The following is a 23,127-nucleotide window of genomic DNA, read 5'->3' as shown; positions in this document are numbered from 1 at the left end:
CAGTACCTCAAATCGAGAAGCCGAGCGCGCGCATCATGTCGCGCCCGTCGTCGGTGATGCGCTCGGGGCCCCACGGCGGCATCCACACCCAGTTGATGCGGAACCGCTCGACGACGCCGTCCAGCGCCTCGCCGGTCTGCTCCTCGAGCACATCGGTGAGCGGGCAGCCGGCGCTGGTCAGCGTCATGGAGATGATGAGCGCGTCGTGCTCGTCGTCCCACGCGAGGTCGTAGATGAGCCCCAGGTCGACGACGTTGACGCCGAGCTCGGGGTCCATGACGTCCTTGAGCGATTCGACGACCTGGTCGAACTTCTCCGGAGCGAGTGCGGTGGCCATGGCGATCAGCTCACATTGAGAGCATCGACATAACGGTCGTAGCCCTCTTCCTCGAGGCGCTCGGCGAGGTCGGGGCCGCCCTCCTCCGCCACCTTGCCGGCGACGAAGACGTGCACGAAGTCCGGCTTGATGTAGCGCAGGATGCGCGTGTAGTGCGTGATCAGCAGGATGCCGAGATCGGATGCCTGGTGCGCGCGGTTCACGCCCTCCGACACGATCTTGAGAGCATCCACGTCGAGGCCGGAGTCGGTCTCGTCGAGCACCGCGAAGCGGGGCTTCAGCAGCTCGAGCTGCAGGATCTCGTTGCGCTTCTTCTCGCCGCCCGAGAAGCCCTCGTTGACGTTGCGAGCCGCGAACGACGGGTCCATGCGCAGCTTCTCCATCGCGCCCTTGACGACCTTCGACCACTGCCGGATCGAGGGCGCCTCGCCGTCGATCGCGGTCTTCGCGGTGCGCAGGAAGTTGGTGTTGGTCACGCCGGGGATCTCGACGGGGTACTGCATCGCGAGGAACAGGCCCGCGCGGGCGCGCTCGTCGACGGTCATCGCGAGCACGTCCTCGCCATCGAGCGTGATGGTGCCGCCCGTGACGGTGTACTTGGGGTGTCCCGCGATCGTGTACGCGAGGGTCGACTTGCCCGAGCCGTTGGGGCCCATCACGGCGTGGATCTCGCCCGACTTCACGGTGAGGTCGACGCCGCGGAGGATCTGCTTGGTGCCCTGCTCGGTCTCGACCGTGGTCTGCAGGTCGCGGATCTCGAGAACAGACATTAGGAATTCACTTTCTTCACAGCTGGGTCGATCAGCACATCGCCGTCGGCGATCTCGACCTCGAAAACGGGGACCGGCTCGTAGGCCGGCAGGTTGAGCGGCTTTCCGCTGGTGAGCGAGAACTGCGATCCGTGCGCCCAGCACTCGATCGTCTCGCCCTCGACAAAGCCCTCGGCCAGCGAGATGTCGCCGTGCGTGCAGGTGTCGCCGATCGCGAAGACGTTGTCGTCAGCGTCGCGCACCACGGCGATCGCGGTTCCGTCGAGCACGACGCGCTTGGCCTGGTTCACGACCAGCTCGTCGAATGCGCAGACCTTGACGGATGCCATCAGCGGGCTGCTCCCGACGACAGCGCGAGCTCCTGCTCGATCGCGGTGTTCAGCCGCTCTTCGAGCGAGGCGACGCCGATCTGCTGGATGATCTCGACGAGGAATCCGCGCACGACGAGGCGGCGCGCCTCGTCCTCGGGGATCCCGCGCGACTGCAGGTAGAACAGCTGCTCGTCGTCGAACCGGCCTGTCGCGCTCGCGTGGCCCGCGCCCGCGATGTCGCCGGTCTCGATCTCGAGGTTCGGCACGGAATCGGCGCGCGTGCCCTCGGTGAGCACGAGGTTGCGGTTCTGCTCGTACGAGTCGGTGCCCGTGGCATCCGGACCGATCAGCACGTCGCCGATCCACACGGTGTGCGCGGCCTCGCCCTGCAGCGCGCCCTTGTAGGTCACGCGGCTCTTCCCGTTTGCCGCCTCGTGGAACACGTAGACCTGGTGCTCGAGGTGCTGGCCGGAGTCGGCGAAGTACACGCCGAGCAGCTCGGTGTCGGCGCCGGGGCCGGCAAGACGGGCGGAGGGGTTCAGGCGCACGATCTTGCCGCCGAGTGAGACGACGACGTGCTTGAGCTTCGCGTCGCGCCCGACCGTGGCGAAGTGCGCGGCGACGTGCTTCGAGGAATCCGACCAGTCCTGCACGGTCACGAGCGTGAGGTTCGCGCCGTCGCCGACCACGATCTCGACGTTCTCGGTGAGCACGGCGTCGCCGCGGTTCTCGAGCACGAGCGTCGCGTGCGTGTTCGGCGCGACGGAGACGATCGTGTGCGCGGCGCGCGCGGCGGTGCCGAGGGATGCCCTAGTGAGCGTCGCCTCAAAAGGCTCGTCACCCGACAGCTCGATGAGCAGCGCGCGCTCGAAGTGCGTCCAGGCGTTGGCACTGGCGCGATCCTCCGGAAGGCCGGCGGAGCCGACCAGCTTGTGGTCGCGGGCGACCCAGGACGTGCGGATGCCGCGAGTGTTCGCGACCGTGTAGTCATAGCTGCTGCCGTCGAGCGCGCCTTCGGTGAGTTCGGTGAGCTCGCCGACGGGCGTGTACTTCCACTGCGCCTCGCGGCCGGTCACCGACGCGAAGTCGGCGACGTCGACGGAGGTGGGGCGCTCTGAACGGGTCTGCACCGGCACGCTGGGCAGCGCCGGGACCTCGGTCTCGGTGTATGTCGTGCTCACGCTTAGCCGACCGATCCTTCCATGCCCATCTCGATGAGCTTGTTGAGCTCGAGGGCGTACTCCATGGGCAGCTCGCGGGCGATCGGCTCGATGAAGCCGCGCACGATCATCGCCATCGCCTCGTCCTCGGGAAGGCCGCGGCTCATCAGATAGAAGAGCTGCTCCTCCGAGACCTTCGAGACGGTGGCCTCGTGGCCGAGCTGCACGTCGTCGACGCGGATGTCGATCGCCGGGTAGGTGTCCGACCGCGAGATCGTGTCGACCAGCAGCGCGTCGCAGCGCACCGTGTTGGCCGCGTGGTGCGCCTTCGGGTCGACGCGCACCTCGCCGCGGTAGCCGGCCCGGCCGCCGCCGCGGGCGATCGACTTCGAGACGATCGACGACTGCGTGTACGGCGCCATGTGGATCATCTTCGCGCCGGCGTCCTGGTGCTGGCCGGGGCCCGCGAACGCGACGGACAGGGTCTCGCCCTTGGCGTGCTCGCCCATCAGGTAGATCGACGGGTACTTCATCGTCACCTTGGAGCCGATATTGCCGTCGATCCACTCCATGGTCGCGCCCTCGTGTGCGATCGCACGCTTCGTGACGAGGTTGTAGACGTTGTTCGACCAGTTCTGGATCGTCGTGTAGCGCACGCGGGCGTTCTTCTTCACGATGATCTCGACGACGGCCGAGTGCAGCGAGTCGCTCTTGTAGATCGGTGCGGTGCAGCCCTCGATGTAGTGCACGTACGAGCCCTCGTCGGCGATGATCAGCGTGCGCTCGAACTGGCCCATGTTCTCGGTGTTGATGCGGAAGTAGGCCTGCAGCGGGATCTCAACGTGCACGCCCTTCGGCACGTAGACGAAGGAGCCGCCCGACCACACCGCGGTGTTCAGCGCGGCGAACTTGTTGTCGCCTGCGGGGATGACGGTGCCGAAGTACTCCTCGAAGAACTCGGGGTGCTCGCGCAGTGCGGTGTCGGTGTCCATGAAGATGACGCCCTGCGCCTCGAGGTCCTCGCGGATCTGGTGGTAGACCACCTCGGACTCGTACTGGGCGGCGACGCCGGCGACGAGGCGCTGGCGCTCGGCCTCAGGAATCCCCAGCTTCTCGTAGGTGTTGCGGATGTCCTCTGGCAGGTCTTCCCATGACTGGGCCTGTTTCTCGGTGGACCGCACGAAGTACTTGATGTTGTCGAAGTCGATGTCGGAGAGATCCGCGCCCCAGGTGGGCATCGGCTTCTTCCCGAAGATCTCGAGAGCGCGCAGACGGCGCTGCAGCATCCATTCCGGCTCGTTCTTCAGAGCGGAGATGTCGCTGACGACTTCCTTCGACAGGCCGCGGCGTGCGGATGCACCCGCCGTGTCCGAGTCGGCCCACCCGAACTCGTACTGGCCGAGGCCCGCGAGCTCAGGACGGTCGATGAGAACGTCTGACATTGTTTACCTCGCTTAACTGCCGCCCGTGACCGGTTATCAGACCGGCTCAGTCGCGTTGGATGCGACGGTCACGAGTCCGTCGCAACGGCTGATTGTGCGGATGGCTGGCGGATGCGCTCTCGCGCACCCCTGAACCTCGCAAGTCTATCGAACTGCTGCGCGCGCCTGCGCTGAACTGGCCGTGACCTCGGAGGATGGCCCGACGTGCACCGACGGGAACAGCCCGGGCTGCACGTCGAGCACGACGCGCACCGCGCCGACCCACACGAGGGCCGCGCCCACGACATGCAGGATCACCAGGGCATCCGGCAGCCCCGCGACCGCCTGCACGACGCCGATCACACCCTGCACGACGACCGCGCCGACGAAGAACCAGGCGCGCTCGCGCGCCACCCGCTCGCCCGGCGCACGCAAGATCAGGAGCAGAAGGATGCCCAAGGCCAGCGTCGCCGCCGCGAGCAGTCCGTGCACCCAGGTCACGGCGAGCCAGTCGAAGGCCATTCGCGCGACCGGCGAGCCGTCGGGCGCCTGACCGGAGTGCGGCCCCGAGCCCGTGGCGAGCGTGCCCGCCAGGATCAGCACGAGGGTGACCGCGGCCGTCAACCAGCTGAGCGCCCTGGCTGCGGGTCGCACCTCGCGCGGGCGGTCGGGCCGCTCGTGCACGCGATGCCACGTGAGCGCGATCGCCGTCAGCAGCGCCATCGCCATGATGTAGTGCAGCGCGACCACGTAGGGGTTGAGCTTCGCGAGCACGCTCACTCCCCCGACGACGGCGTTCGCGACGACCAGCCAGAACTGGCTCCAGGCGAGCCGCGTGATGCTGCGCACCCGCGGCTTCTGCAGGCGGGCGGCGATGATCACGCAGGCGACCGCGACCTCGAGCAGGCCGGTGATCATGCGGTTGCCGAACTCGATGACGCCGTGGATGCCGAGCTCGGGCGTCGCCGTCAGGGAGCCGGGCTGGCACTCGGGCCAGGTGGGGCAGCCGAGGCCTGAGCCCGTGACGCGCACGATGCCGCCGCCGAGCACGATGAGCACGCCTGTGACGAGCGCGAAGGTGGTCGCCCAGCGCAGGACGCGGGGCGAGAGAGTCCAGCGGTCGGCAGCCCACCCGAGCGGGGTCCGCAGTCGAGGCATCCGGGTACCTACTAGAAGTGCAGCAGCGGGTCGATGGCGACCGCGAGGAACAGGATCGAGAGGTAGGTGATCGAGCCGTGGAAGACGCGCATGGGCGAGACGTCCTCATGCTTGATCGCCAGGTGGTAGAGGCGGTGCGTCTCGTAGATGAACCACGCGCCGGAGGCTGCCGCGCCGATCGCGTAGAGCCAGCCCATGTTCGCCACCGGGATGAGCAGCAGCGAGCACGCGACGGTCGCCCACGCGTACAGGATGACCTGCAGGCCGACCTGGGCACGACCGCGCACGACGCCGAGCATCGGGACGCCGACGGCCTTGTAGTCGTCGCGGTACTTCATGGACAGCGGCCAGTAGTGCGGCGGGGTCCAGAGGAAGACGACCGCGAAGAGGATGAACGGGGCCCAGTCGAGGCTCGCGGTGACGGCCGACCAGCCGATGAGCACCGGGAAGCAGCCGGCGATGCCGCCCCAGATGATGTTCTGCGCGGTGCGGCGCTTGAGCCACAGCGTATAGACGAAGACGTAGAAGAGGATCGCGGCGACCGAGAGCGCGGCGGCGAGCAGGTTGGTGGTGAGCGCGAGCCAGACCGTCGAGGCGATGCCGAGAACCCAGGAGAAGACGTATGCCTCGCGCGGGCTGACCTCGCCCGTGACCAGCGGGCGGTTCTTGGTGCGCTTCATGACCGCGTCGATGTCGCGGTCGATGTACATGTTGAAGCTCGCGGCACTGCCCGCGGAGAGTGCACCGCCGATGACGGTGGCGACGATCAGCCACGGGTTCGGCAGCCCGTGCGCGGCGAGGATCATCACAGGGATCGTCGTGACCAGCAGCAGTTCCATCACGCGCGGCTTCGTCAGCGCGATGTACGCGAGGGTCTTGCGCTTCAGCCCGATGGGTGCGGCGACGCTGTGCTGATCGGGACTGGCCCGGCGCTCTACGGCAATGCCCATGGCTCCTCGAAGGGGTTTCGTTTCGCGTCGAGTCTAGACGAGGCGGCGGCGTGTACGGCGCCTCGTCGTGCGCGCCGGGCGGGGACCGGCGCGCCAGTAGACACAGTTGACCTCGCCGAGCGTGGTTCGGGGTGCACGGGCGCGACTATGCTGTTGGGTGCTCGCCTTCCGAGGCTTCACACAGACAAAACCACATTCCAACCTCATGGCTGGGAGAAGTCTGCGAAGAGCCGCGGTTGCCAATGATGTTCGTGGCGGCACAACCGATAAGAAGCGGCGGGTATGCAAGACGGCCCGGCCGCACTGAATAGTGAAGGGTCAGTTCCAGTGGCAGCTCTGCAATGGGATCCCATTGACAACAAGGCGGTCGACACGGTCCGCGTCCTCGCGGCCGACGCTGTGGAGAAGGTCGGAAACGGCCACCCCGGCACCGCCATGAGCCTGGCCCCCGCGGCCTACCTGCTGTGGCAGAAGGTCATGCGGAAGGACCCGAGCGACGACCAGTGGATCGGCGCCGACCGCTTCATCCTCTCCGTGGGCCACTCCTCGCTCACCCAGTACATCCAGCTCTACCTCGGCGGCTGGGGCCTCGAGCTCTCCGACATCGAGGCGCTGCGCACCTGGGGCTCGCTGACCCCCGGCCACCCCGAGTACCGCCACACCAAGGGCGTCGAGATCACGACCGGCCCCCTCGGCCAGGGCCTCGCCTCCGCCGTCGGCTTCGCCTTCGCGCAGCGCTATGAGCGCGGCCTCTTCGACCCCGAGGCCGCTCCGGGCACCTCGCCGTTCGACCACCACGTCTACGTCATCGCAGGCGACGGCGACATCGAAGAGGGCGTCACCAGCGAGGCCGGCCAGCTCGCCGGCACCCAGCAGCTGGGCAACCTCGTCGTCATCTACGACAAGAACAACATCTCCATCGAGGACAACACCGACATCGCGCTGTCCGAGGACACCGCGAAGCGCTACGAGGCCTACGGCTGGGACGTGCGCACGGTCGACTGGTTCAAGACCGGGGAGTACAAGGAAGACGTCCAGGAGCTGTTCGACGCGATCGAGGCGGCGAAGGCCGTCACCGACAAGCCGTCGATCATCATCCTGAAGACCCTCATCGGCTACCCCGCGCCGACCAAGCAGGGCACCGGCAAGGTGCACGGCGCCAAGCTCGGTGCCGACGAGGTCGCCGGCGTCAAGAAGGCGCTCGGCTTCGACCCTGAGAAGAGCTTCGACGTCGACCCCGAGGTGCTCGCACACACCCGCGGCGCCCTCGAGCGCGGCAAGGAGCAGCGCGCGCAGTGGCAGAAGGGCTTCGACGCCTGGGCCGCCGCGAACCCCGAGCGCAAGGCGCTCTTCGACCGCCTCGAGGCGGGCGAGCTGCCCGAGGGGCTCGAGGCCGCACTGCCGGTGTTCGAGGCCGGCAAGGACGTCTCGACCCGCGCCGCGAGCGGCAAGGCGATCAATGCCCTCGCCGCCCAGCTGCCCGAGCTGTGGGGCGGCTCGGCCGACCTCGCCGAGTCGAACCTGACCACCATCGAGGGCGGCGGCTCGTTCCTGCCCGCCTCCATCACGACTCCCGAGTGGGGCCAGGGCAACCCCTACGGCCGCATCCTCCACTTCGGCATCCGCGAGCACGCCATGGGCGCGATCCTGAACGGCATCACGCTGCACGGCAAGACCCGCTCCTACGGCGGCACCTTCCTGCAGTTCGCCGACTACATGCGCCCGGCTGTGCGTCTTGCGGCCCTGATGGACATCCCGTCGATCTTCGTGTGGACGCACGACTCCGTCGCCCTCGGCGAGGACGGGCCCACGCACCAGCCGGTCGAGCACCTCGCCGCGCTGCGCGCGATCCCGAACCTCGCGGTCGTGCGCCCCGGCGACGCGAACGAGACGGCGTACGCGTGGCTCGAGACCCTCAAGCGCCGCGGCGGCCCCGTCGGCCTCGCCCTCAGCCGGCAGAACCTGCCGGTCTTCGAGCGCGGCGACGGCGAGGCCTCTGGCGACACGCTCGCGTCGGCGAAGTTCGTCGGCAAGGGCGCGTACGTGCTCGCCGAGGCGCCGAACGGCACGCCCGACATCATCCTGATCGCCACCGGCTCCGAGCTGCAGATCGCCGTCGAGGCACGCCAGGTGCTCGCCGGCGAGGGCATCAACGCGCGCGTCGTGTCGGTGCCGAGCCAGGAGTGGTTCGCCGAGCAGAGCGCCGAGTACCAGGAATCCGTGCTCCCGGCATCCGTCACCGCCCGTGTGGCCGTCGAAGCGGGCATCGCCCTGCCCTGGCACACCTGGGTCGGCGACAAGGGCCGCATCGTGTCGATCGAGCACTTCGGCGCGTCGGCCGACTACAAGACCCTGTTCGAGAAGTTCGGCATGACGACCGAATCCGTCATCGCCGCGGCCAAGGAGTCCCTGGCCGCGAACGGCAAGTGAGGAAAGAGAACATGACTACTCCCACCGCAGAACTCGCGGCAGCCGGCGTCAGCATCTGGCTGGACGACCTGTCGCGCACCCGCATCACCTCGGGCGGCCTCCAGAAGCTCATCGACGAGAAGAACGTCACGGGTGTCACCACGAACCCGACCATCTTCGCCGCCGCCATCGGCAAGGGCGAGGGCTACACCGAGAAGCTCGCCGCGCTCGCGGCCGGCGGCGCGTCGGCCACCGACGCGATCTTCGAGCTGACCACGGCCGACGTCGCCGACGCCGCCGACATCTTCAAGCCGGTCTACGACGCGACGGACGGCGTCGACGGCCGCGTGTCGATCGAGGTCGAGCCGAACCTCGCCAACGACGCCGCCGGAACCATCGCCCAGGCCGAGCGGCTGTGGAAGAAGGTCGGCAAGGAGAACGCGCTGATCAAGATCCCGGCCACCAAGGAGGGCCTCGAGGCGATCGCCGCGGTCATCGGCAAGGGCATCAGCGTCAACGTCACACTGATCTTCTCGCTCGAGCGCTACCGCGAGGTCATCAACGCCTACCTGACCGGTCTCGAGACCGCGAAGGCCGCCGGCATCGACATCTCGAAGATCCAGTCGGTCGCGTCGTTCTTCGTCTCGCGCGTCGACACCGAGATCGACAAGCGCCTGACCGCCATCGGCACCGACGAGGCGCTCGCGCTCAAGAGCAAGTCCGGCGTCGCCAACGCGGTGCTCGCCTACCAGCTCTTCGAGCAGGAGTTCGCGACCGAGCGCGCCCAGGGCCTGCTCGCCGCCGGCGGCAACCTGCAGCGCCCGCTGTGGGCCTCGACCGGCGTCAAGGACCCGAGCCTGCCCGACACCCTCTACGTGACCGGCCTGGTCGCCCCGGGCGTCGTGAACACCATGCCCGAGAAGACCCTCGAGGCCACCTTCGACCACGCGGTCGTCACCGGCGACACGGTCACCGGCGCGTACGCCGAGGCCGCGGCGGTGCTCGACGAGGTCGCCAAGGTCGGTGTCAGCTACGAGGACGTCGTCGCCGTGCTGGAGACCGAGGGCGTCGACAAGTTCATCGCCTCGTGGAACGAGCTCGTCGAGTCCGTCCAGGGCGCGCTGGAGTCCTCGCTGGAGGCCGCCAAGTGACGGTCCAGATCCACGTCAGCGGCGCGGTGAAGGAGGCCGTCGAGGCCGCCCTTCCCGGGCTCGTGACAGACCTCGTCGCGTCGGGCATCTTCGCCCAGGACCCCACGCTGTGGGGCCCCGACGCCGAGTCGGAGGCGAGCAAGCGCCTCGGCTGGATCGACGCCGTGAACATCTCGCGCCCGCTCGTCGCCGACATCTACGCGCTGCGCGACAAGCTGCGCGCGGCCGGTGTGGACCACATCGTGCTGGGCGGCATGGGCGGCTCGTCACTCGCCCCCGAGGTGATCACCGGCACCGAGGGCGTCGAGCTCACGATCCTCGACACGACCGACCCCGGCCAGGTGCTCGCGGCCATCAACGACCGGCTCGCCACGACGGCCGTCGTGGTGTCGTCGAAGTCGGGCTCGACGCTCGAGACCGACAGCCACAAGCGCATCTACGAGAAGGCGTTCCGCGACGCCGGCATCGAGCCGACCGAGCGCATCGCCATCGTGACCGACCCGGGCTCGCCGCTCGATCAGAGCGCCCGCGAGGCCGGCTACACGGTGTTCAACGCCGACCCCAACGTCGGCGGCCGCTACTCGGCGCTCACCGCGTTCGGTCTCGTGCCGTCCGGTCTCGCCGGCGTCGACCTCGAGGAGCTCCTGCTCGAGGCCGAGGCCGTGCTGCGCGAGCTCGCCGTCGACGATGAGAAGAACCCCGGCCTCATCCTCGGCGCCGCCATGGCGTCGAAGGGCAAGCTCGGCATCGTGAGCGACGGCACTCCCCTGGTCGGCTTCGGCGACTGGGCAGAGCAGCTGATCGCCGAGTCGACCGGCAAGCTCGGAAAGGGCGTCCTGCCCGTCGTCCTCGGCACCGAGGCTCCCGAGCTCGACCTGGACCTCGCCGACCTGCAGATCGCCCGCCTCGTCGAGGACGCGACCGAGTTCCACCTGCTGCGCCGCGACCGCCACGAGGGCGAGGTCCTCGTCTCGGGCTCGCTCGGCTCGCAGCTCGTGCTGTGGGAGTTCGCGACCGCGGTCGCGGGCCGCCTGCTCGGCATCAACCCCTTCGACCAGCCCGACGTCGAGGCCGCCAAGGCCGCGGCCCGTGCGCTGCTCGACGCGACTCCCGAGCCCACGGCGCCCGTGTTCACGGATGCCGGTGTCGAGGTGCGCGCGACCGAGGGGTTCCTCGATGGGGCATCCGATCTCGACTCCGCCATCGGCGCGCTGCTCGCTCAGCTGCCCGAGGACGGCTACGTCGCGGTGCAGGCCTACGTCGACCGTCTCGCCCTGCCGCAGCTCGCCGGCGTCCGCGACCTGATCGCGGCGCGCGCGAAGCGGCCCGTCACCTTCGGGTGGGGCCCGCGCTTCCTGCACTCCACGGGCCAGTTCCACAAGGGTGGCCCGGCGGTCGGCGTGTTCCTCCAGATCACGTCCGCCCACCCGCAGGACCTGCAGATCCCTGAGCGCCCGTTCACCTTCGGCCAGCTGATCAACGCCCAGGCCGCGGGCGACGGTGCCGTGCTCGCCGAGCACGGCCGCCCGGTGCTGACCCTGAACCTGACCGACCCCGAGGCGAACATCGCGAGCCTCTTCGGCGCGGTCAACGAGGAGTAAGCGAGCTCAATGTCACCGGTGGAGATCACCAAGGATTTCAATCCGCTGCGCAGCCGTGACGATCAGCGGCTCAACCGCATCGCCGGCCCGTCCGGACTCATCATCTTCGGCGTGACGGGCGACCTGTCCCGCAAGAAGCTGATGCCGGCGGTCTACGACCTGGCCAACCGCGGCCTGCTGCCCCCCGGCTTCGCCCTCGTCGGCTTCGCCCGGCGCGACTGGGTCGACCAGGACTTCGAGAAGGTCGTCTACGACGCCGTCAAGGCGAACGCGCGCACCCCGTTCCACGACGAGGTGTGGCAGCAGCTGGCCCAGGGCATCCGCTTCGTCCCTGGCGAGTTCGACGACGACGCGGCGTTCGAGCGCCTCGCCGAGACGATCCACGCCCTCGACGAGGAGCGCGGCACCAACGGGAACCACGCGTTCTACCTGTCCATCCCGCCGAAGGCCTTCCCGCTCGTCACCGAGCAGCTGAAGAAGTCGAAGCTGGCGGAGCCGCAGGAGGGCCAGTGGCGCCGCGTCGTCATCGAGAAGCCCTTCGGCAGCGACCTCAAGACGGCGCGCGAGCTGAACGCGGTCGTCGAGTCGGTCTTCCCGGCCGACTCGGTGTTCCGCATCGACCACTACCTCGGCAAGGAGACGGTGCAGAACATCCTCGCGCTGCGCTTCGCCAACGAGCTGTATGAGCCGATCTGGAACGCCAACTACGTCGACCACGTGCAGATCACGATGGCCGAGGACATCGGCGTGGCCGGCCGTGCCGGCTACTACGACGGCATCGGTGCGGCCCGCGACGTCATCCAGAACCACCTGCTGCAGCTGCTCGCGCTCACCGCCATGGAGGAGCCGATCAGCTTCGACGCGCACGACCTGCGCGCCGAGAAGGAGAAGGTGCTGGCGGCCGTCCGCCTGCCCGCAGACCTGTCCCAGGCCACCGCGCGCGGCCAGTACGCGGGCGGCTGGCAGGGCGGCGAGAAGGTGCTCGGATTCCTCGACGAGGAGGGCATGAACCCCCAGTCGACGACCGAGACCTACGCGGCCATCAAGCTCGAGATCGGCACCCGCCGCTGGGCCGGTGTGCCGTTCTACCTGCGCACGGGCAAGCGCCTGGGCCGCCGCGTCACCGAGATCGCGGTCGTGTTCAAGCGCGCCCCGCAGCAGCTGTTCGACGGCTCGCAGACCGAGGCGCTCGGCCAGAACGCCCTCGTGATCCGCGTGCAGCCCGATGAGGGCGTCACGATCCGCTTCGGCTCCAAGGTGCCCGGCGCGGGCATGCAGGTGCGCGACGTCACGATGGACTTCGGCTACGGCCACTCGTTCACCGAAGCGAGCCCCGAGGCGTACGAGCGGCTCATCCTCGACGTGCTGCTCGGCGACCCGCCGCTCTTCCCCCGCCACGAGGAGGTCGAGCTCTCCTGGAAGATCCTCGACCCGATCGAGGAGTTCTGGGCCACTCAGGGCCAGCCGGAGCAGTACAAGCCCGGCTCATGGGGCCCCAAGTCCGCAGACGACATGATGGCCCGCGACGGCCGAGTTTGGAGGCGTCCGTGATCGTCGACCTTTCCGACACCACCACCAACGGCGTCGCGAAGACCCTCGTGAAGATCCGCGACGAGGGCGGCGTCGTCACCCTCGGCCGCGTGCTCACGCTGGTCATCTCGACCGCGATGGGCGAGGAGGAAGAGGCCATCGAGGCCGCGAACGACGCCTCGCGCGAGCACCCGATGCGCGTCATCGTGATCGCCAAGGCCGACGACGAGGACCCGGCGATCGCCGCGGTGGGCCACCGGCTCGACGCGCAGATCCGCGTCGGGGCCGACGCCGGCGCCTCCGAGGTCATCATCCTGCGCGCCTACGGCGACGTGGCGGACGACGAGGAGGGCCTCGTCACGGCCCTGCTGCTGCCGGACGCCCCGGTGGTCGCCTGGTGGCCGCGCAAGGCGCCGATCAAGGTGTCCGACTCTCCGCTCGGCCGCATCGCCACGCGGAGGATCACGGATGCCTCGACGCAGCCCGACCCCGCGGCCGCGATCCGCCACAACTCGGTCACCTACGCCCCCGGCGACACCGACTTCGCCTGGACGCGCCTGACCCTGTGGCGCGCACAGCTCGCCGCGGCGCTCGACCAGGCGCCGTTCGAGCCGGTCACGGCGGTGCACGTCACCGGCGCGGAGGACTCGCCGTCGACGTACCTGCTCGCGGCATGGCTGCGCATGGCGCTCGACGCCCCGGTGAACAAGGACATCACGACCCGGGCGAACGGCTCGAGCGGCATCCACGGTGTGCGCCTCACGCGTGCGTCGGGTGACATCGACCTCGAGCGCGACGTGCCCGGCATCGCGACGCTCAAGCAGCCGAATCAGCCGACCCACGACCTGGCACTGCCGCGCCGCAACCTGCGCGACTGCCTCGCCGAGGAGCTGCGCAGGCTCGACCCCGACGAGCTGTACGGGCAGGTCATCACCAAGGGCATCGCCCTGCTGGGGCACTGAGGAGCTCCTGGCCTAGTCTGAGAGAACTATGACGAACGAACGGCGGGTGCTTGTCCACCCGAACAAACAAGCACTCGCCGCTTCGGTCGCGGCTCGTTTCCTCACCAAGGTGGGCGACATCGTCGCCGAGCACGGCGACGCGCACATCGTGCTGACAGGCGGCACCATCGGCATCGGCTCGCTCGCCGCGGTGAACGAGTCGCCGTCGCGCGACAGCGTCGACTGGTCGAAGGTGCACTTCTGGTGGGGCGACGAGCGCTTCGTGCCCAGCGGCGATCGCGATCGCAACGAGCTGCAGGCGCGCGAGGCGCTGCTCGACCACATCGCGGTTCCTGCCTCGAACGTGCATGCGTTCGCGGCGAGCGACGAGGTCGGCTCTCTTGAGGAGGGCGTGGCGGCCTACACGGCCGAGCTCGCCCGCTTCTCCCCCGACGGCGGTCAATGGCCGCGCTTCGACATCACCTTCCTCGGTGTCGGACCCGACGGCCACATCGCCTCGCTGTTCCCGAACCTGGCCGGCATCCGGGTCACCGATGTGCCCGTCATCTCGGTCGAGAACTCACCGAAGCCGCCGCCCCTGCGGCTGTCGCTGACGCGGCCCGTCATCAACTCGTCAGAGCGGGTCTGGCTCGTGCTGGCCGGTGCCGACAAGGCGTCTGCCCTCGGCTTGGCCCTCGCCGGCGCGTCGTACTTCGAGGTGCCTGCCGCTGGAGCGAAGGGGCGTCGCCGCACGGTCTTCTTCGTCGATCAGGATGCCGCGGCCGAAGTTCCCGAGGAACTCATCGCCGAGAGCTACTGAGCCGGTCGTCGCCTCGTAGAGCGAGCTACGAAAAGAGCCCCCGCCGAGGCGAGGGCTTTCTTCGTGGCTGGACTGCCTAGCTGGCGACCGTGCCGCGGCGGGCGCGGAGCTTGTCGAGCGCCTCCTGCAGAAGCGCCTCGGCCTCTTCCTCGGTGCGCCGCTCCTTCACGTAGGCAAGGTGCGTCTTGTACGGCTCGTTCTTGGCGAGGGCCGGCGGGTTCTCGCGATCGCGCCCCGCGGGCAGACCCGACGACGGGCAGTCGATCGTCTCGGGGATCTCCTCGTCGGGCAGGTTCGCCGCGAAGTAGCGGACGGTCTCGTTGCCGAGCGCGTCCCAATACGAGATGGCGATGCGGTCGGCGTGGTGGCCGTGGTCCTGCTCGCCCATCGGACCCGCTCCGACGCGGGAACCGCGGATGGCGCTGCCTCCGGAAACCATTGCTCCTCCTAGATGTTCTTCGTGTGCGTGCGCGTCGTAAGGGTGCGGGGCTTACGACGTGAAGCGGGTGATCAGACCGAGCACCACGATGCAGATCACCCAGACGAGGCCGAGGATCACGGTGATGCGGTTGAGGTTCCGCTCCGCGACGCCGGAGGCGCCGAGGTTCGAGGTCATGCCGCCGCCGAACATGTCGGAGAGGCCGCCGCCGCGCCCCTTGTGCAGCAGGATCAGGAGGGTCAGCAGCAGGCTGGTGATGCCGAGGAGCACCTGCAGGACGACCTGGAGGATTTGCACGGTGTGGGACCTTTCGTCGCGGATCGGTGCGCGCCCGGGGCGCGGCACCGTCTGCCAGTATAAGCGAGCGCCGTTCGCCGCCGCGTCTGTGGATCGGGCTGTGTTCGCCGGCTCAGTAGGTCGCGTGCTTCTTGTAGCGCACGATCGCCGCGAACTCGTCGACGTCGAGGCTCGCGCCGCCGACGAGCACGCCGTCGACATCCGGGCTCTTCATGAAGCCCACGATGTTGTCGGACTTCACCGAGCCGCCGTAGAGGATGCGGGTCTTCGCCGCCGTCTCCTCCCCCACGGCCTGCCGCACGACCGTGCGGAGAACGGATGCCACATTCTGGGCCTGCTCGGGCGTCGCAGGCGAGCCCGCGCCGATCGCCCACACGGGCTCGTACGCGACGACGAAGTCGTCGCCCGGCTTGAAGTCGATGAGCGCGCCGCGCAGCTGGTTCGCGGGAACGGCACTCGGCTCGTGCCGCTCGAGGTCCTTCGCGGTCTCGCCGACGCAGATCAGCGGAACGAGTCCGCCGTCGCGCGCGGCCTTCGCCTTGGCGGCGATGGTCTCGTCGGACTCGACGTGGCGGTAGCGCCGCTCCGAGTGGCCCACGATGACGTAGTCGCAGTCGAGCTGCTTCAGGAAGCTCGCCGAGATCTCGCCGGTGAACGCGCCCGACATGTGCGTCGAGACGTCCTGCCCGCCGTACTTCAGCTCGAGCTTGTCGGCCTGCACGAGCGTCTGCACGCTGCGCAGGTCGGTGAACGGCGGGAACACCGCGACCTCGACGTCGTCGTAGTCGTGGTGCGCGTCCTTCAGGGTCCACGCGAGCTTCTGCACGAACGCGATCGCCTGCAGGTGGTCGAAGTTCATCTTCCAGTTGCCCGCGATGAGCGGGGTGCGGCCGGTCTGGTCGGTCACTGCGCGGCCTCCCAGCCGAGGGCCTCGAGTCCCGGCAGCTTCTTGCCCTCGAGGAACTCGAGGCTCGCGCCGCCGCCGGTGGAGATGTGCCCGAACTGCGAGTCCTCGAAGCCGAGGGCGCGCACCGCGGCGGCCGAGTCGCCGCCGCCCACGACGGCGAGCCCGTCGACCTCGGTGAGCGCCTGCGCCACGGCCTTCGTGCCCGCCGCGAACGGCGCGAGCTCGAAGACGCCCATGGGGCCGTTCCAGAACACGGTCTTCGCCGAGGTGATCTTCGCGGCGAAGGTCGCCGCCGTCTCGGGGCCGATGTCGAGGCCGAGACCCGTCGAGCCCCATGGCGAGCCCTCGATGTCGTCGGCGGCGCGCACCTCGTGCTCCGCATCAGCGCCGAACTTCGAGGCGACCACGACGTCGGTGGGCAGCAGGATCTCGACGCCGAGCTCCTCGGCCTTGGCGAGGTAGCCCTTCACGGTGTCGATCTGGTCGGTCTCGAGCAGACTCGAGCCGACCTTGTGGCCCTGCGCGGCGAGGAAGGTGAACAGCATGCCGCCGCCGATCGCGAGCGCGTCGACGCGCGGCAGGAGGTGGCCGATGACGCCGAGCTTGTCGCTGACCTTCGAGCCGCCGAGCACGACGGTGTAGGGCCGCTCGGGGTTCTCGGTGAGGCGGTCCAGCACGTCCAGCTCGGTCGCGATCAGCAGGCCGGCTGCGCTCGGCAGGGCCTGAGCGAGCTCGTAGACGGATGCCTGCTTGCGGTGCACCACGCCGAAGCCGTCCGACACGAAGGCGTCGCCGAAGGCGGCGAGCTTGGCGGCGAACGCGGCGCGCTCGCTGGCGTCCTTGCTCGTCTCCTCCGGGTTGAAGCGCAGGTTCTCGAGCACCGCGATGTCACCGTCGGCGAGGGCGGCGACCTTCGCCTCGGCATCCGTGCCCACCGTGTCGCTCGCGAACGCGACGGGCCTGCCGAGCAGCTCCGAGAGCCGCGTCGCGACGGGCGCGAGCGAGTACTTCGGGTCGGGTGCGCCGTCGGGGCGCCCGAGGTGGCTGATCGCCACGACACGGGCGCCCTGCGACAGCAGCGCGTTGAGGGTGGGCAGGGACGCGCGCACGCGGCCGTCATCGGTGATGACGCCGTCCTTCAGAGGCACGTTCAGGTCGAGGCGCACCACGACCGTCTTGCCTGCGAGCGAGCCCAGTGATTCCAGGGTGCGAAGCGCCACTGCTCTTCCTCTACCTCTCGATCGCCGCTTAGAGCTTCTCGGCCACGAGGTCGGCCAGGTCGACGAGGCGGCGCGAGTAGCCCCACTCGTTGTCGTACCAGGACGACAGCTTCACCTGGTCGCCGATGACCTTCACGAGGCCCGCGTCGAAGATCGACGAGTGCGGGTTGCCGACGATGTCGCGCGAGACGATCGGGTCCTCGGTGTACTCGAGGACGCCCTTGAGCGGGCCCTCCGCGGCCTCCTTGTAGGCGGCCTTGATCTCGTCGACGGTGACCGGGGTCTTCGTCGTGACCGTGAGGTCGGTGATCGAGCCGGTGGGGGTCGGCACACGCAGCGCGAAGCCGTCGAGCTTGCCCTTGAGCTCGGGCAGGACCAGGCCGATGGCCTTCGCGGCGCCGGTCGAGGTCGGGATGATCGACAGGCCGGCGGCGCGGGCGCGGCGCAGGTCCTTGTGGGGGCCGTCCTGCAGGTTCTGGTCGGCGGTGTAGGCGTGGATCGTGGTCATGAGGCCGCGCTCGATGCCGAACTTGTCGTTGAACACCTTGGCGAGCGGCGCGAGGCAGTTCGTCGTGCAGGAGGCGTTCGAGATGATGTGGTGGTTCTCGGGGTCGTAGAGGTGCTCGTTGACGCCGATGACGAAGGTGCCGTCCTCGTTGCTGGCGGGGGCCGAGATGATGACCTTCTTGGCGCCGGCCGCGAGGTGGGCCTTCGCCTTCTCGCCGTCGGTGAAGAATCCGGTCGACTCGATCACGATCTCGACGCCGAGCTCGCCCCAGGGCAGGTTCGCGGGGTCGCGGTCGGCGAGCACCTTGATGTGGTGGCCATCGACGACGATGCTGTCGCCGTCGACCGAGACGTCCTGCTTCAGCGTGCCCAGGATCGAGTCGTACTTGAGCAGGTGCGCGAGGGTCTTGGCATCGGTGAGGTCGTTGACGGCGACGATGTCGAGCTCGGTGCCCTTCTCGAGCGCAGCGCGGAAGAAGTTGCGACCGATGCGGCCGAAGCCGTTGATTCCGATCTTTACGGACACGGGGTTCTCCAGTTGTGTACAGTGCCGGGCGGATGCCGGCTGGTGAGGGTGGGGTGCTGTAGAACCGGCGCCCGGCATCGTGTGCCGGGCGCCGGAGGTTCCTACGGAAGCAGCAGGCCGGAGGTGGTGGTGCGTGCCTTCTCGAAGCGGGCGGCGACATCGGCCCAGTTCGCGATGTTCCAGAACGCCTTGACGTAGTCGGCCTTGACGTTGACGTAGTCGAGGTAGAACGCGTGCTCCCACATGTCGAGCAGCAGCAGCGGGACAGTCGCGGCGGCCAGATTGCCCTGGTGGTCGTAGAGCTGCTCGATGATGAGCTTCTGCCCGAGCGAGTCCCACGCGAGGATCGACCAGCCGGAGCCCTGGATGCCGAGGGCGGAGGCGGTGAAGTGCGCCTGGAACTTGTCGAACGAGCCGAAGAACTCGTCGACCGCCGCGGCGAGCTCGCCCTCGGGCTTGTCCCCGCCGTCCGGCGAGAGGTTGTTCCAGAACACGGTGTGGTTCACGTGTCCGGCCAGGTTGAAGGCCAGGTCCTTCTGGAGCTTGTTGACGTAGGTGAGGTCGCCCGCGTCGCGTGCTTCGGCCAGCTTCGCCAGCGCGGTGTTGGCGCCGTCGACGTAGGTCTTGTGGTGCTTGTCGTGATGCAGCTCCATGATGCGGCCCGAGATGTTCGGCTCGAGTGCCGAGTAGTCGTAGGGCAGCTCAGCGAGCGTGTAGTCAGCCATTCACTCTTCTCCTCGTATCTTCTGCAGACGTTCTCAACTCTAGTGAGGCGAGGGGCCCGCGGTCAGTCCTCGAGCTCGGGCGGAAGGTTCGCCTCAGTGCCGGGGATACCCAGGTCGGCCGCCTTCTTGTCGGCCATCGCGAGCAGGCGGCGGATGCGGCCGGCGACCGCGTCCTTCGTCATCGGCGGGTCGGCGTGGTGGCCGAGCTCGTCGAGGCTCGCGTCACGGTGCGCGAGACGCAGCTCGCCCGCGTACCTGAGGTGCTCGGGCAGGTCGGGACCGAGGATCTCGAGGGCCCGTTCGACCCGCGCGCACGCGGCGACGGCGGCCTGCGCACTGCGGCGCAGGTTCGCGTCATCGAAGTTCACCAGGCGGTTCGCGGTCGCGCGCACCTCGCGGCGCTGGCGCAGCTCCTCCCAGCTGCGCACGGTGCCTGCGGCGCCCATCAGCGACAGCATCCCGCTGATCGCCTCGCCGTCGCGGATGACGACGCGGTGCACACCGCGCACCTCGCGCGCCTTCGCGGCGATGCCGAGGCGGCCCGCGGCGCCGACGAGCGCCATCGCGGTCTCGTTGCCGGGTGTCGTGATCTCGAGTGCCGCAGAGCGGCCGGGGTCTGTGAGGGAGCCGGCCGCGAGAAAGGCGCCACGCCACACGGCGGCGAGCTCGTCGCGGGCGCCGGTGGTGAGCTTGTTGGGCAGCCCGCGGATGGGCCGGCGGCGAGCGTCGAGCAGACCCGTCTGGCGGGCGAGCGTCTCGCCGCCCTCCACGACGCGCACGACGAACTGGTCGGTGCGGCGCGTGCCGGATGCCTTGATGGCGGCGCCTTCTGACCGCACCCCGTACAGCTCGGCCAGGGCGCGGGCCACATGCCGCGCGAGCTGCGGACTGTCGAGCTCGCTCTCGATGGCGATGCGGCCCGAGATCATGTGCAGACCGCCCGCGAGACGGAGGATCGTCGCGAGCTCAGCCGCACGCACCGTGGTCTTGCCCGCTTCGACCGAGAGAAGCTCGTCCTTCACGTCCGCGGTCAGTGCCACTGAGTTACGTCCAATCTGCCGCGTCACTCGCGGCCAAGGTCACGATGCTTGACGTTGACGGCGACACCGGGCAGGTCAGACGCCCGCCGCGCCAGCTCCTCGACGATCGCGACGGAGCGGTGCTTGCCGCCGGTACAGCCTATCGCGATCAGGGCGTGCCGCTTGTTCTCGCGCTGGTAGCCCGCGAGCGCCACCTCGAGCATCCGGCTCCACAGATCGACGAACTCCGCGGCGCCGTCCTGGGCGAAGACGTAGTCGCGCACCGCCTCGTCGATGCCGCTCAGCGCGCGCAGCTCGGGCACCCAGAACGGGTTCGGCAGGAAACGCACGTCGGCGATCATGTCGGCGTCGCTCGGCAGCCCGTACTTGAAGCCGAAGCTCGTCATCGTGACCTGCACACCGGGGGTCGTCTCGGTCTTGTACGCGTCGTGGATGCGGTTCGTGAGCTGGTGCACGTTCAGCTCGGAGGTGTCGATCACCTGGTCGGCGAACTCGCGCAGCTGCTTCACCCGCGTGCGCTCCTCCATGATGCCGTCGAGGATCGTGCCATTGCCCTGCAGGGGGTGCGGTCGGCGCACCGACTCGAAGCGGCGCACCAGCGCGGCATCCGATGCGTCCAGGAACAGGACGGACAGGCGCACATTGTCGCGCAGCGACGGCAGCAGGTCCTGCAGCTCGGTGAAGAAGTCGCGGCCGCGCACGTCGAGCACGGCCGCGATGCGCGGGGTGTCCTGCTCGGTGCGGCCCGCGAGGTCGAGCAGGGGGCGCAGCATCTGCGGCGGCAGGTTGTCGACGACGAACCAGTCGAGGTCCTCGAGGGCTTTCGCCACGGTCGATCGGCCGGCGCCGGACATGCCGGTGACGATCAGGACTTCCTGCTGCGGTGGTGGCGTGGCCGTCACCCCTCCACCCTATTCGCCGTCGGGCGCCTCCGGGGCGTCAGGGGTGTCGGGGGCGTCGTGCAGGGTGCCGTAGACCGCCTGCGCGAGCGCGGGCCCGATTCCGCGGGCTTCGGCGATGGCCTCGACGGATGCCTCGCGGAGGCGCTTCACCGAGCCGAAGTGCCCCAGCAGCTCTTTCACCCGGGCCGGACCGAGGCCGGGCACCGTGCCGAGCACGGTCGAGATGTCGCGCTTGCGGGTCGCCCGCTGGTAGGTGATCGCGAAGCGGTGCGCCTCATCGCGGATGCGCTGGATGAGGAACAGCGCGTCGGAGTTGCGCGGCAGGATCACCGGGAAGTCGGAGTCGGGCAGCCAGACCTCTTCGAGGCGCTTCGCGATGCCGGCGAGCTGGATGCCCCGCACTCCCGACTCGTCGAGGGCGCGCTTCGCCGCGTTCACCTGCGGCTGGCCGCCGTCGACGAGCAGGAGTTGCGGCGCGTAGGCGAACTTCTTGCGGCGGGTCTCGCCGGTCTCGTCATCCCGCTCCGCGACCGGGGTCGCGGCTTCCTCCTTAAGGTAGGCGAGGCGGCGTGTGAGCACCTGGTAGATCGAGTCGGTGTCGTCGGTCGTCTCGGGGATCGAGAAGCGGCGGTACTGGTCTTTGCGGGGCAGCCCGTCCTCCATGACGACCATCGATGCGACGACGTTCGTGCCCGAGAGGTGTGAGACGTCGTAGCACTCGATGCGCAGCGGGGCATCCGTCATGCCCAGCGCGTCCTGGATGTCGTTCAGGGCCTGCGAGCGCGCGGTGAAGTCAGCGCTGCGGCGCGTCTTGTAGAGCGTGAGGGCGCCCTTGGCGTTGAGCTCGGCGGTCTGCGCGAGCTGCGCTTTGTCGCCGCGCTGAGCAGTGCGCAGGACGACCGCTCCCCCGCGGCTCGCGCCGTCGAACGCGGTGCGGCGGGCGGTGAGCCACTGCTCGAGCACGGCGCTGTCGTCGGGCACTTCGGGCACGATGACCTCGCGAGGTGGCGCGAAATCGCCGTCGTAGGCGTTCTGCAGCACCGTCTCGACGAGGTCGGCGAGCTCGAGGTCGAGCTCTTTGTCGACCACCCAGCTGCGGGTCCCGCGGATGCGGCCACCGCGCACGATGAACTGCTGCACCGCCGCCGCGAGCTCGTCGTGCGCGATGCCGAACACGTCGGCGTCGACGTTGTCGGAGAGCACGACGGCCGTCTTCTCCATCACGGCGGTGAGCGCCTGGATGCGGTCGCGGTAGCGGGCCGCCGCCTCGAAGTTCAGCTCGGCCGAGGCATCCGTCATCTCCTTCGTCAGCGTGCGCAGGTAGCGCTGGTCGCTGCCGGACATGAAGTCGACGAACTCGTTCGCGAGCTCGCGGTGCTCTTCGACCGTGACGCGGCCGACGCACGGCGCCGCGCATTTGCCGATGTCGGCCAGCAGGCAGGGCCGGCCGGTCTGCTCGGCGCGGCGGAAGACGCCGTCGGAGCAGGAGCGCATCGGGAACGCCTTGAGCATCAGGTCGAGCGTCTCGCGGATCGCCCAGACCTTCGTGTACGGGCCGAAGTAGCGGCTCGTCTTGTCTTTGCGGTTGCGGGTGACGAGCGCGCGGGGCACGTTCTCGCCCAGGGTGACGGCGAGGTAGGGGTAGCTCTTGTCGTCCTTGAAGACGACGTTGAACGGCGGGTTGTACTCCTTGATCCAGGTGTATTCGAGCTGCAGCGCCTCGAACTCGTTGCCGACCACGGTCCACTCGACGCTCGCCGCGGTCGTGACCATGCGGCGGGTGCGCTCGTGCAGATTGCGCAGCGGCTGGAAGTAGTTCGAGAGGCGGGCGCGCAGATTCTTCGCCTTGCCGACGTAGAGCACCCGCCGGCCGGCGTCGCGGAAGCGGTAGACGCCTGGCGCGGTGGGGATCTCGCCGGTCTTGGGCTTGTAGGGCACGGTCTGCGACGGCGCGCGGCCGTTGGTGATGCCCCGCGCCCGTGTCTCTTCTGCGCTCGGCGACACG

The 23,127-nt window shown here is 69.0% G+C and carries 22 protein-coding genes; 6 read left to right on the top strand and 16 right to left on the bottom strand.

Annotated features, from left to right (window positions below; genetic code table 11):
- Positions 1-7: 7 nt before the first annotated feature.
- From ABD708_RS07250 to ABD708_RS07220, 7 genes are all read right to left on the bottom strand, one after another.
- Positions 8-337 (bottom strand): metal-sulfur cluster assembly factor, encoded by a 330-nt coding sequence (locus ABD708_RS07250; protein ID WP_120790386.1) that lies wholly within the window; start codon positions 335-337, stop codon positions 8-10.
- A gap of 5 nt (positions 338-342) precedes the next feature.
- The gene (gene sufC / locus ABD708_RS07245; protein ID WP_344752765.1) at positions 343-1,107 is read right to left on the bottom strand and encodes a Fe-S cluster assembly ATPase SufC; all 765 of its coding nucleotides are present in this window, start codon (positions 1,105-1,107) and stop codon (positions 343-345) included.
- The gene (locus ABD708_RS07240; RefSeq protein ID WP_344752763.1) at positions 1,107-1,436 is read right to left on the bottom strand and encodes a non-heme iron oxygenase ferredoxin subunit; all 330 of its coding nucleotides are present in this window, start codon (positions 1,434-1,436) and stop codon (positions 1,107-1,109) included. Before ABD708_RS07240 ends, sufC begins: the two co-directional genes overlap by 1 nt.
- The gene (sufD, locus tag ABD708_RS07235; RefSeq protein ID WP_344752761.1) at positions 1,436-2,599 is read right to left on the bottom strand and encodes a Fe-S cluster assembly protein SufD; all 1,164 of its coding nucleotides are present in this window, start codon (positions 2,597-2,599) and stop codon (positions 1,436-1,438) included. Before sufD ends, ABD708_RS07240 begins: the two co-directional genes overlap by 1 nt.
- Before the next feature lie 2 nt (positions 2,600-2,601).
- Positions 2,602-4,020, bottom strand: a complete 1,419-nt coding sequence (gene sufB, locus ABD708_RS07230; protein WP_344752759.1) for a Fe-S cluster assembly protein SufB — start codon at positions 4,018-4,020, stop codon at positions 2,602-2,604.
- A 144-nt stretch (positions 4,021-4,164) separates the two neighbouring features.
- Entirely contained in the window at positions 4,165-5,157 is a 993-nt protein-coding gene (locus ABD708_RS07225) for a COX15/CtaA family protein (protein WP_344752757.1), read from the bottom strand.
- A gap of 11 nt (positions 5,158-5,168) precedes the next feature.
- Positions 5,169-6,107: a heme o synthase gene (locus ABD708_RS07220; RefSeq protein WP_344752755.1), complete on the bottom strand. Its 939-nt coding sequence runs from the start codon at positions 6,105-6,107 to the stop codon at positions 5,169-5,171.
- Positions 6,108-6,434: 327 nt separating this feature from the next.
- Here ABD708_RS07220 and tkt point away from each other — a divergent pair, with 327 nt between their 5' ends.
- From tkt to pgl, 6 genes are read left to right on the top strand one after another with little or no spacing between them, the layout of a single operon-like run.
- Complete coding sequence (gene tkt, locus ABD708_RS07215) at positions 6,435-8,537, top strand: transketolase (RefSeq protein WP_344752753.1); 2,103 nt, start codon at positions 6,435-6,437, stop codon at positions 8,535-8,537.
- An 11-nt stretch (positions 8,538-8,548) separates the two neighbouring features.
- Positions 8,549-9,667 carry a transaldolase gene (gene tal, locus ABD708_RS07210; RefSeq protein WP_344752751.1) on the top strand — a complete coding sequence of 373 codons (1,119 nt, stop codon included), beginning with the start codon at positions 8,549-8,551 and terminating at the stop codon, positions 9,665-9,667.
- Positions 9,664-11,268, top strand: a complete 1,605-nt coding sequence (locus ABD708_RS07205; protein WP_344752749.1) for a glucose-6-phosphate isomerase — start codon at positions 9,664-9,666, stop codon at positions 11,266-11,268. The genes tal and ABD708_RS07205 overlap by 4 nt, the downstream gene beginning before the upstream one ends.
- Positions 11,269-11,277: 9 nt before the next feature.
- On the top strand, positions 11,278-12,819 hold the full coding sequence (gene zwf / locus ABD708_RS07200) for a glucose-6-phosphate dehydrogenase (RefSeq protein ID WP_344752747.1): 1,542 nt from the start codon (positions 11,278-11,280) through the stop codon (positions 12,817-12,819).
- A complete protein-coding gene (locus tag ABD708_RS07195) occupies positions 12,816-13,760 on the top strand; it encodes a glucose-6-phosphate dehydrogenase assembly protein OpcA (RefSeq protein WP_344752745.1) in 945 nt (314 codons plus the stop codon). Before zwf ends, ABD708_RS07195 begins: the two co-directional genes overlap by 4 nt.
- 28 nt (positions 13,761-13,788) lie before the next feature.
- Positions 13,789-14,559 carry a 6-phosphogluconolactonase gene (gene pgl, locus ABD708_RS07190; RefSeq protein WP_344752743.1) on the top strand — a complete coding sequence of 257 codons (771 nt, stop codon included), beginning with the start codon at positions 13,789-13,791 and terminating at the stop codon, positions 14,557-14,559.
- A gap of 76 nt (positions 14,560-14,635) precedes the next feature.
- On the opposite strand, the gene ABD708_RS07185 is transcribed toward pgl, so the two are convergent.
- The 9 genes from ABD708_RS07185 to uvrC form a co-directional block, all read right to left on the bottom strand.
- The gene (locus tag ABD708_RS07185; RefSeq protein WP_344752741.1) at positions 14,636-14,998 is read right to left on the bottom strand and encodes an RNA polymerase-binding protein RbpA; all 363 of its coding nucleotides are present in this window, start codon (positions 14,996-14,998) and stop codon (positions 14,636-14,638) included.
- Between the two features lie 51 nt (positions 14,999-15,049).
- Positions 15,050-15,295, bottom strand: coding sequence for a preprotein translocase subunit SecG (gene secG / locus ABD708_RS07180; protein ID WP_344752739.1), 246 nt, complete (start codon positions 15,293-15,295; stop codon positions 15,050-15,052).
- A gap of 112 nt (positions 15,296-15,407) precedes the next feature.
- Positions 15,408-16,202 (bottom strand): triose-phosphate isomerase, encoded by a 795-nt coding sequence (tpiA, locus tag ABD708_RS07175; RefSeq protein ID WP_344752737.1) that lies wholly within the window; start codon positions 16,200-16,202, stop codon positions 15,408-15,410.
- Positions 16,199-17,422: a phosphoglycerate kinase gene (locus tag ABD708_RS07170; RefSeq protein WP_344752735.1), complete on the bottom strand. Its 1,224-nt coding sequence runs from the start codon at positions 17,420-17,422 to the stop codon at positions 16,199-16,201. Before ABD708_RS07170 ends, tpiA begins: the two co-directional genes overlap by 4 nt.
- Positions 17,423-17,450: 28 nt before the next feature.
- Entirely contained in the window at positions 17,451-18,455 is a 1,005-nt protein-coding gene (gene gap / locus ABD708_RS07165; protein ID WP_344752733.1) for a type I glyceraldehyde-3-phosphate dehydrogenase, read from the bottom strand.
- Between the two features lie 101 nt (positions 18,456-18,556).
- Positions 18,557-19,180: a superoxide dismutase gene (locus tag ABD708_RS07160; RefSeq protein WP_344752731.1), complete on the bottom strand. Its 624-nt coding sequence runs from the start codon at positions 19,178-19,180 to the stop codon at positions 18,557-18,559.
- Positions 19,181-19,242: 62 nt separating this feature from the next.
- Positions 19,243-20,220 carry a DNA-binding protein WhiA gene (gene whiA / locus ABD708_RS07155; protein WP_344752729.1) on the bottom strand — a complete coding sequence of 326 codons (978 nt, stop codon included), beginning with the start codon at positions 20,218-20,220 and terminating at the stop codon, positions 19,243-19,245.
- A 23-nt stretch (positions 20,221-20,243) separates the two neighbouring features.
- Positions 20,244-21,122, bottom strand: coding sequence for an RNase adapter RapZ (rapZ, locus tag ABD708_RS07150; RefSeq protein ID WP_344752727.1), 879 nt, complete (start codon positions 21,120-21,122; stop codon positions 20,244-20,246).
- Between the two features lie 9 nt (positions 21,123-21,131).
- On the bottom strand, positions 21,132-23,126 hold the full coding sequence (gene uvrC, locus ABD708_RS07145; RefSeq protein ID WP_425553254.1) for an excinuclease ABC subunit UvrC: 1,995 nt from the start codon (positions 23,124-23,126) through the stop codon (positions 21,132-21,134).
- Position 23,127: the final 1 nt, after the last annotated feature.

The sequence above is a fragment of the Gryllotalpicola koreensis genome (assembly GCF_039538185.1).
Classification (GTDB): Bacteria; Actinomycetota; Actinomycetes; order Actinomycetales; family Microbacteriaceae; genus Gryllotalpicola; species Gryllotalpicola koreensis.
This window is presented reverse-complemented; position numbering and strand designations above follow the sequence as displayed.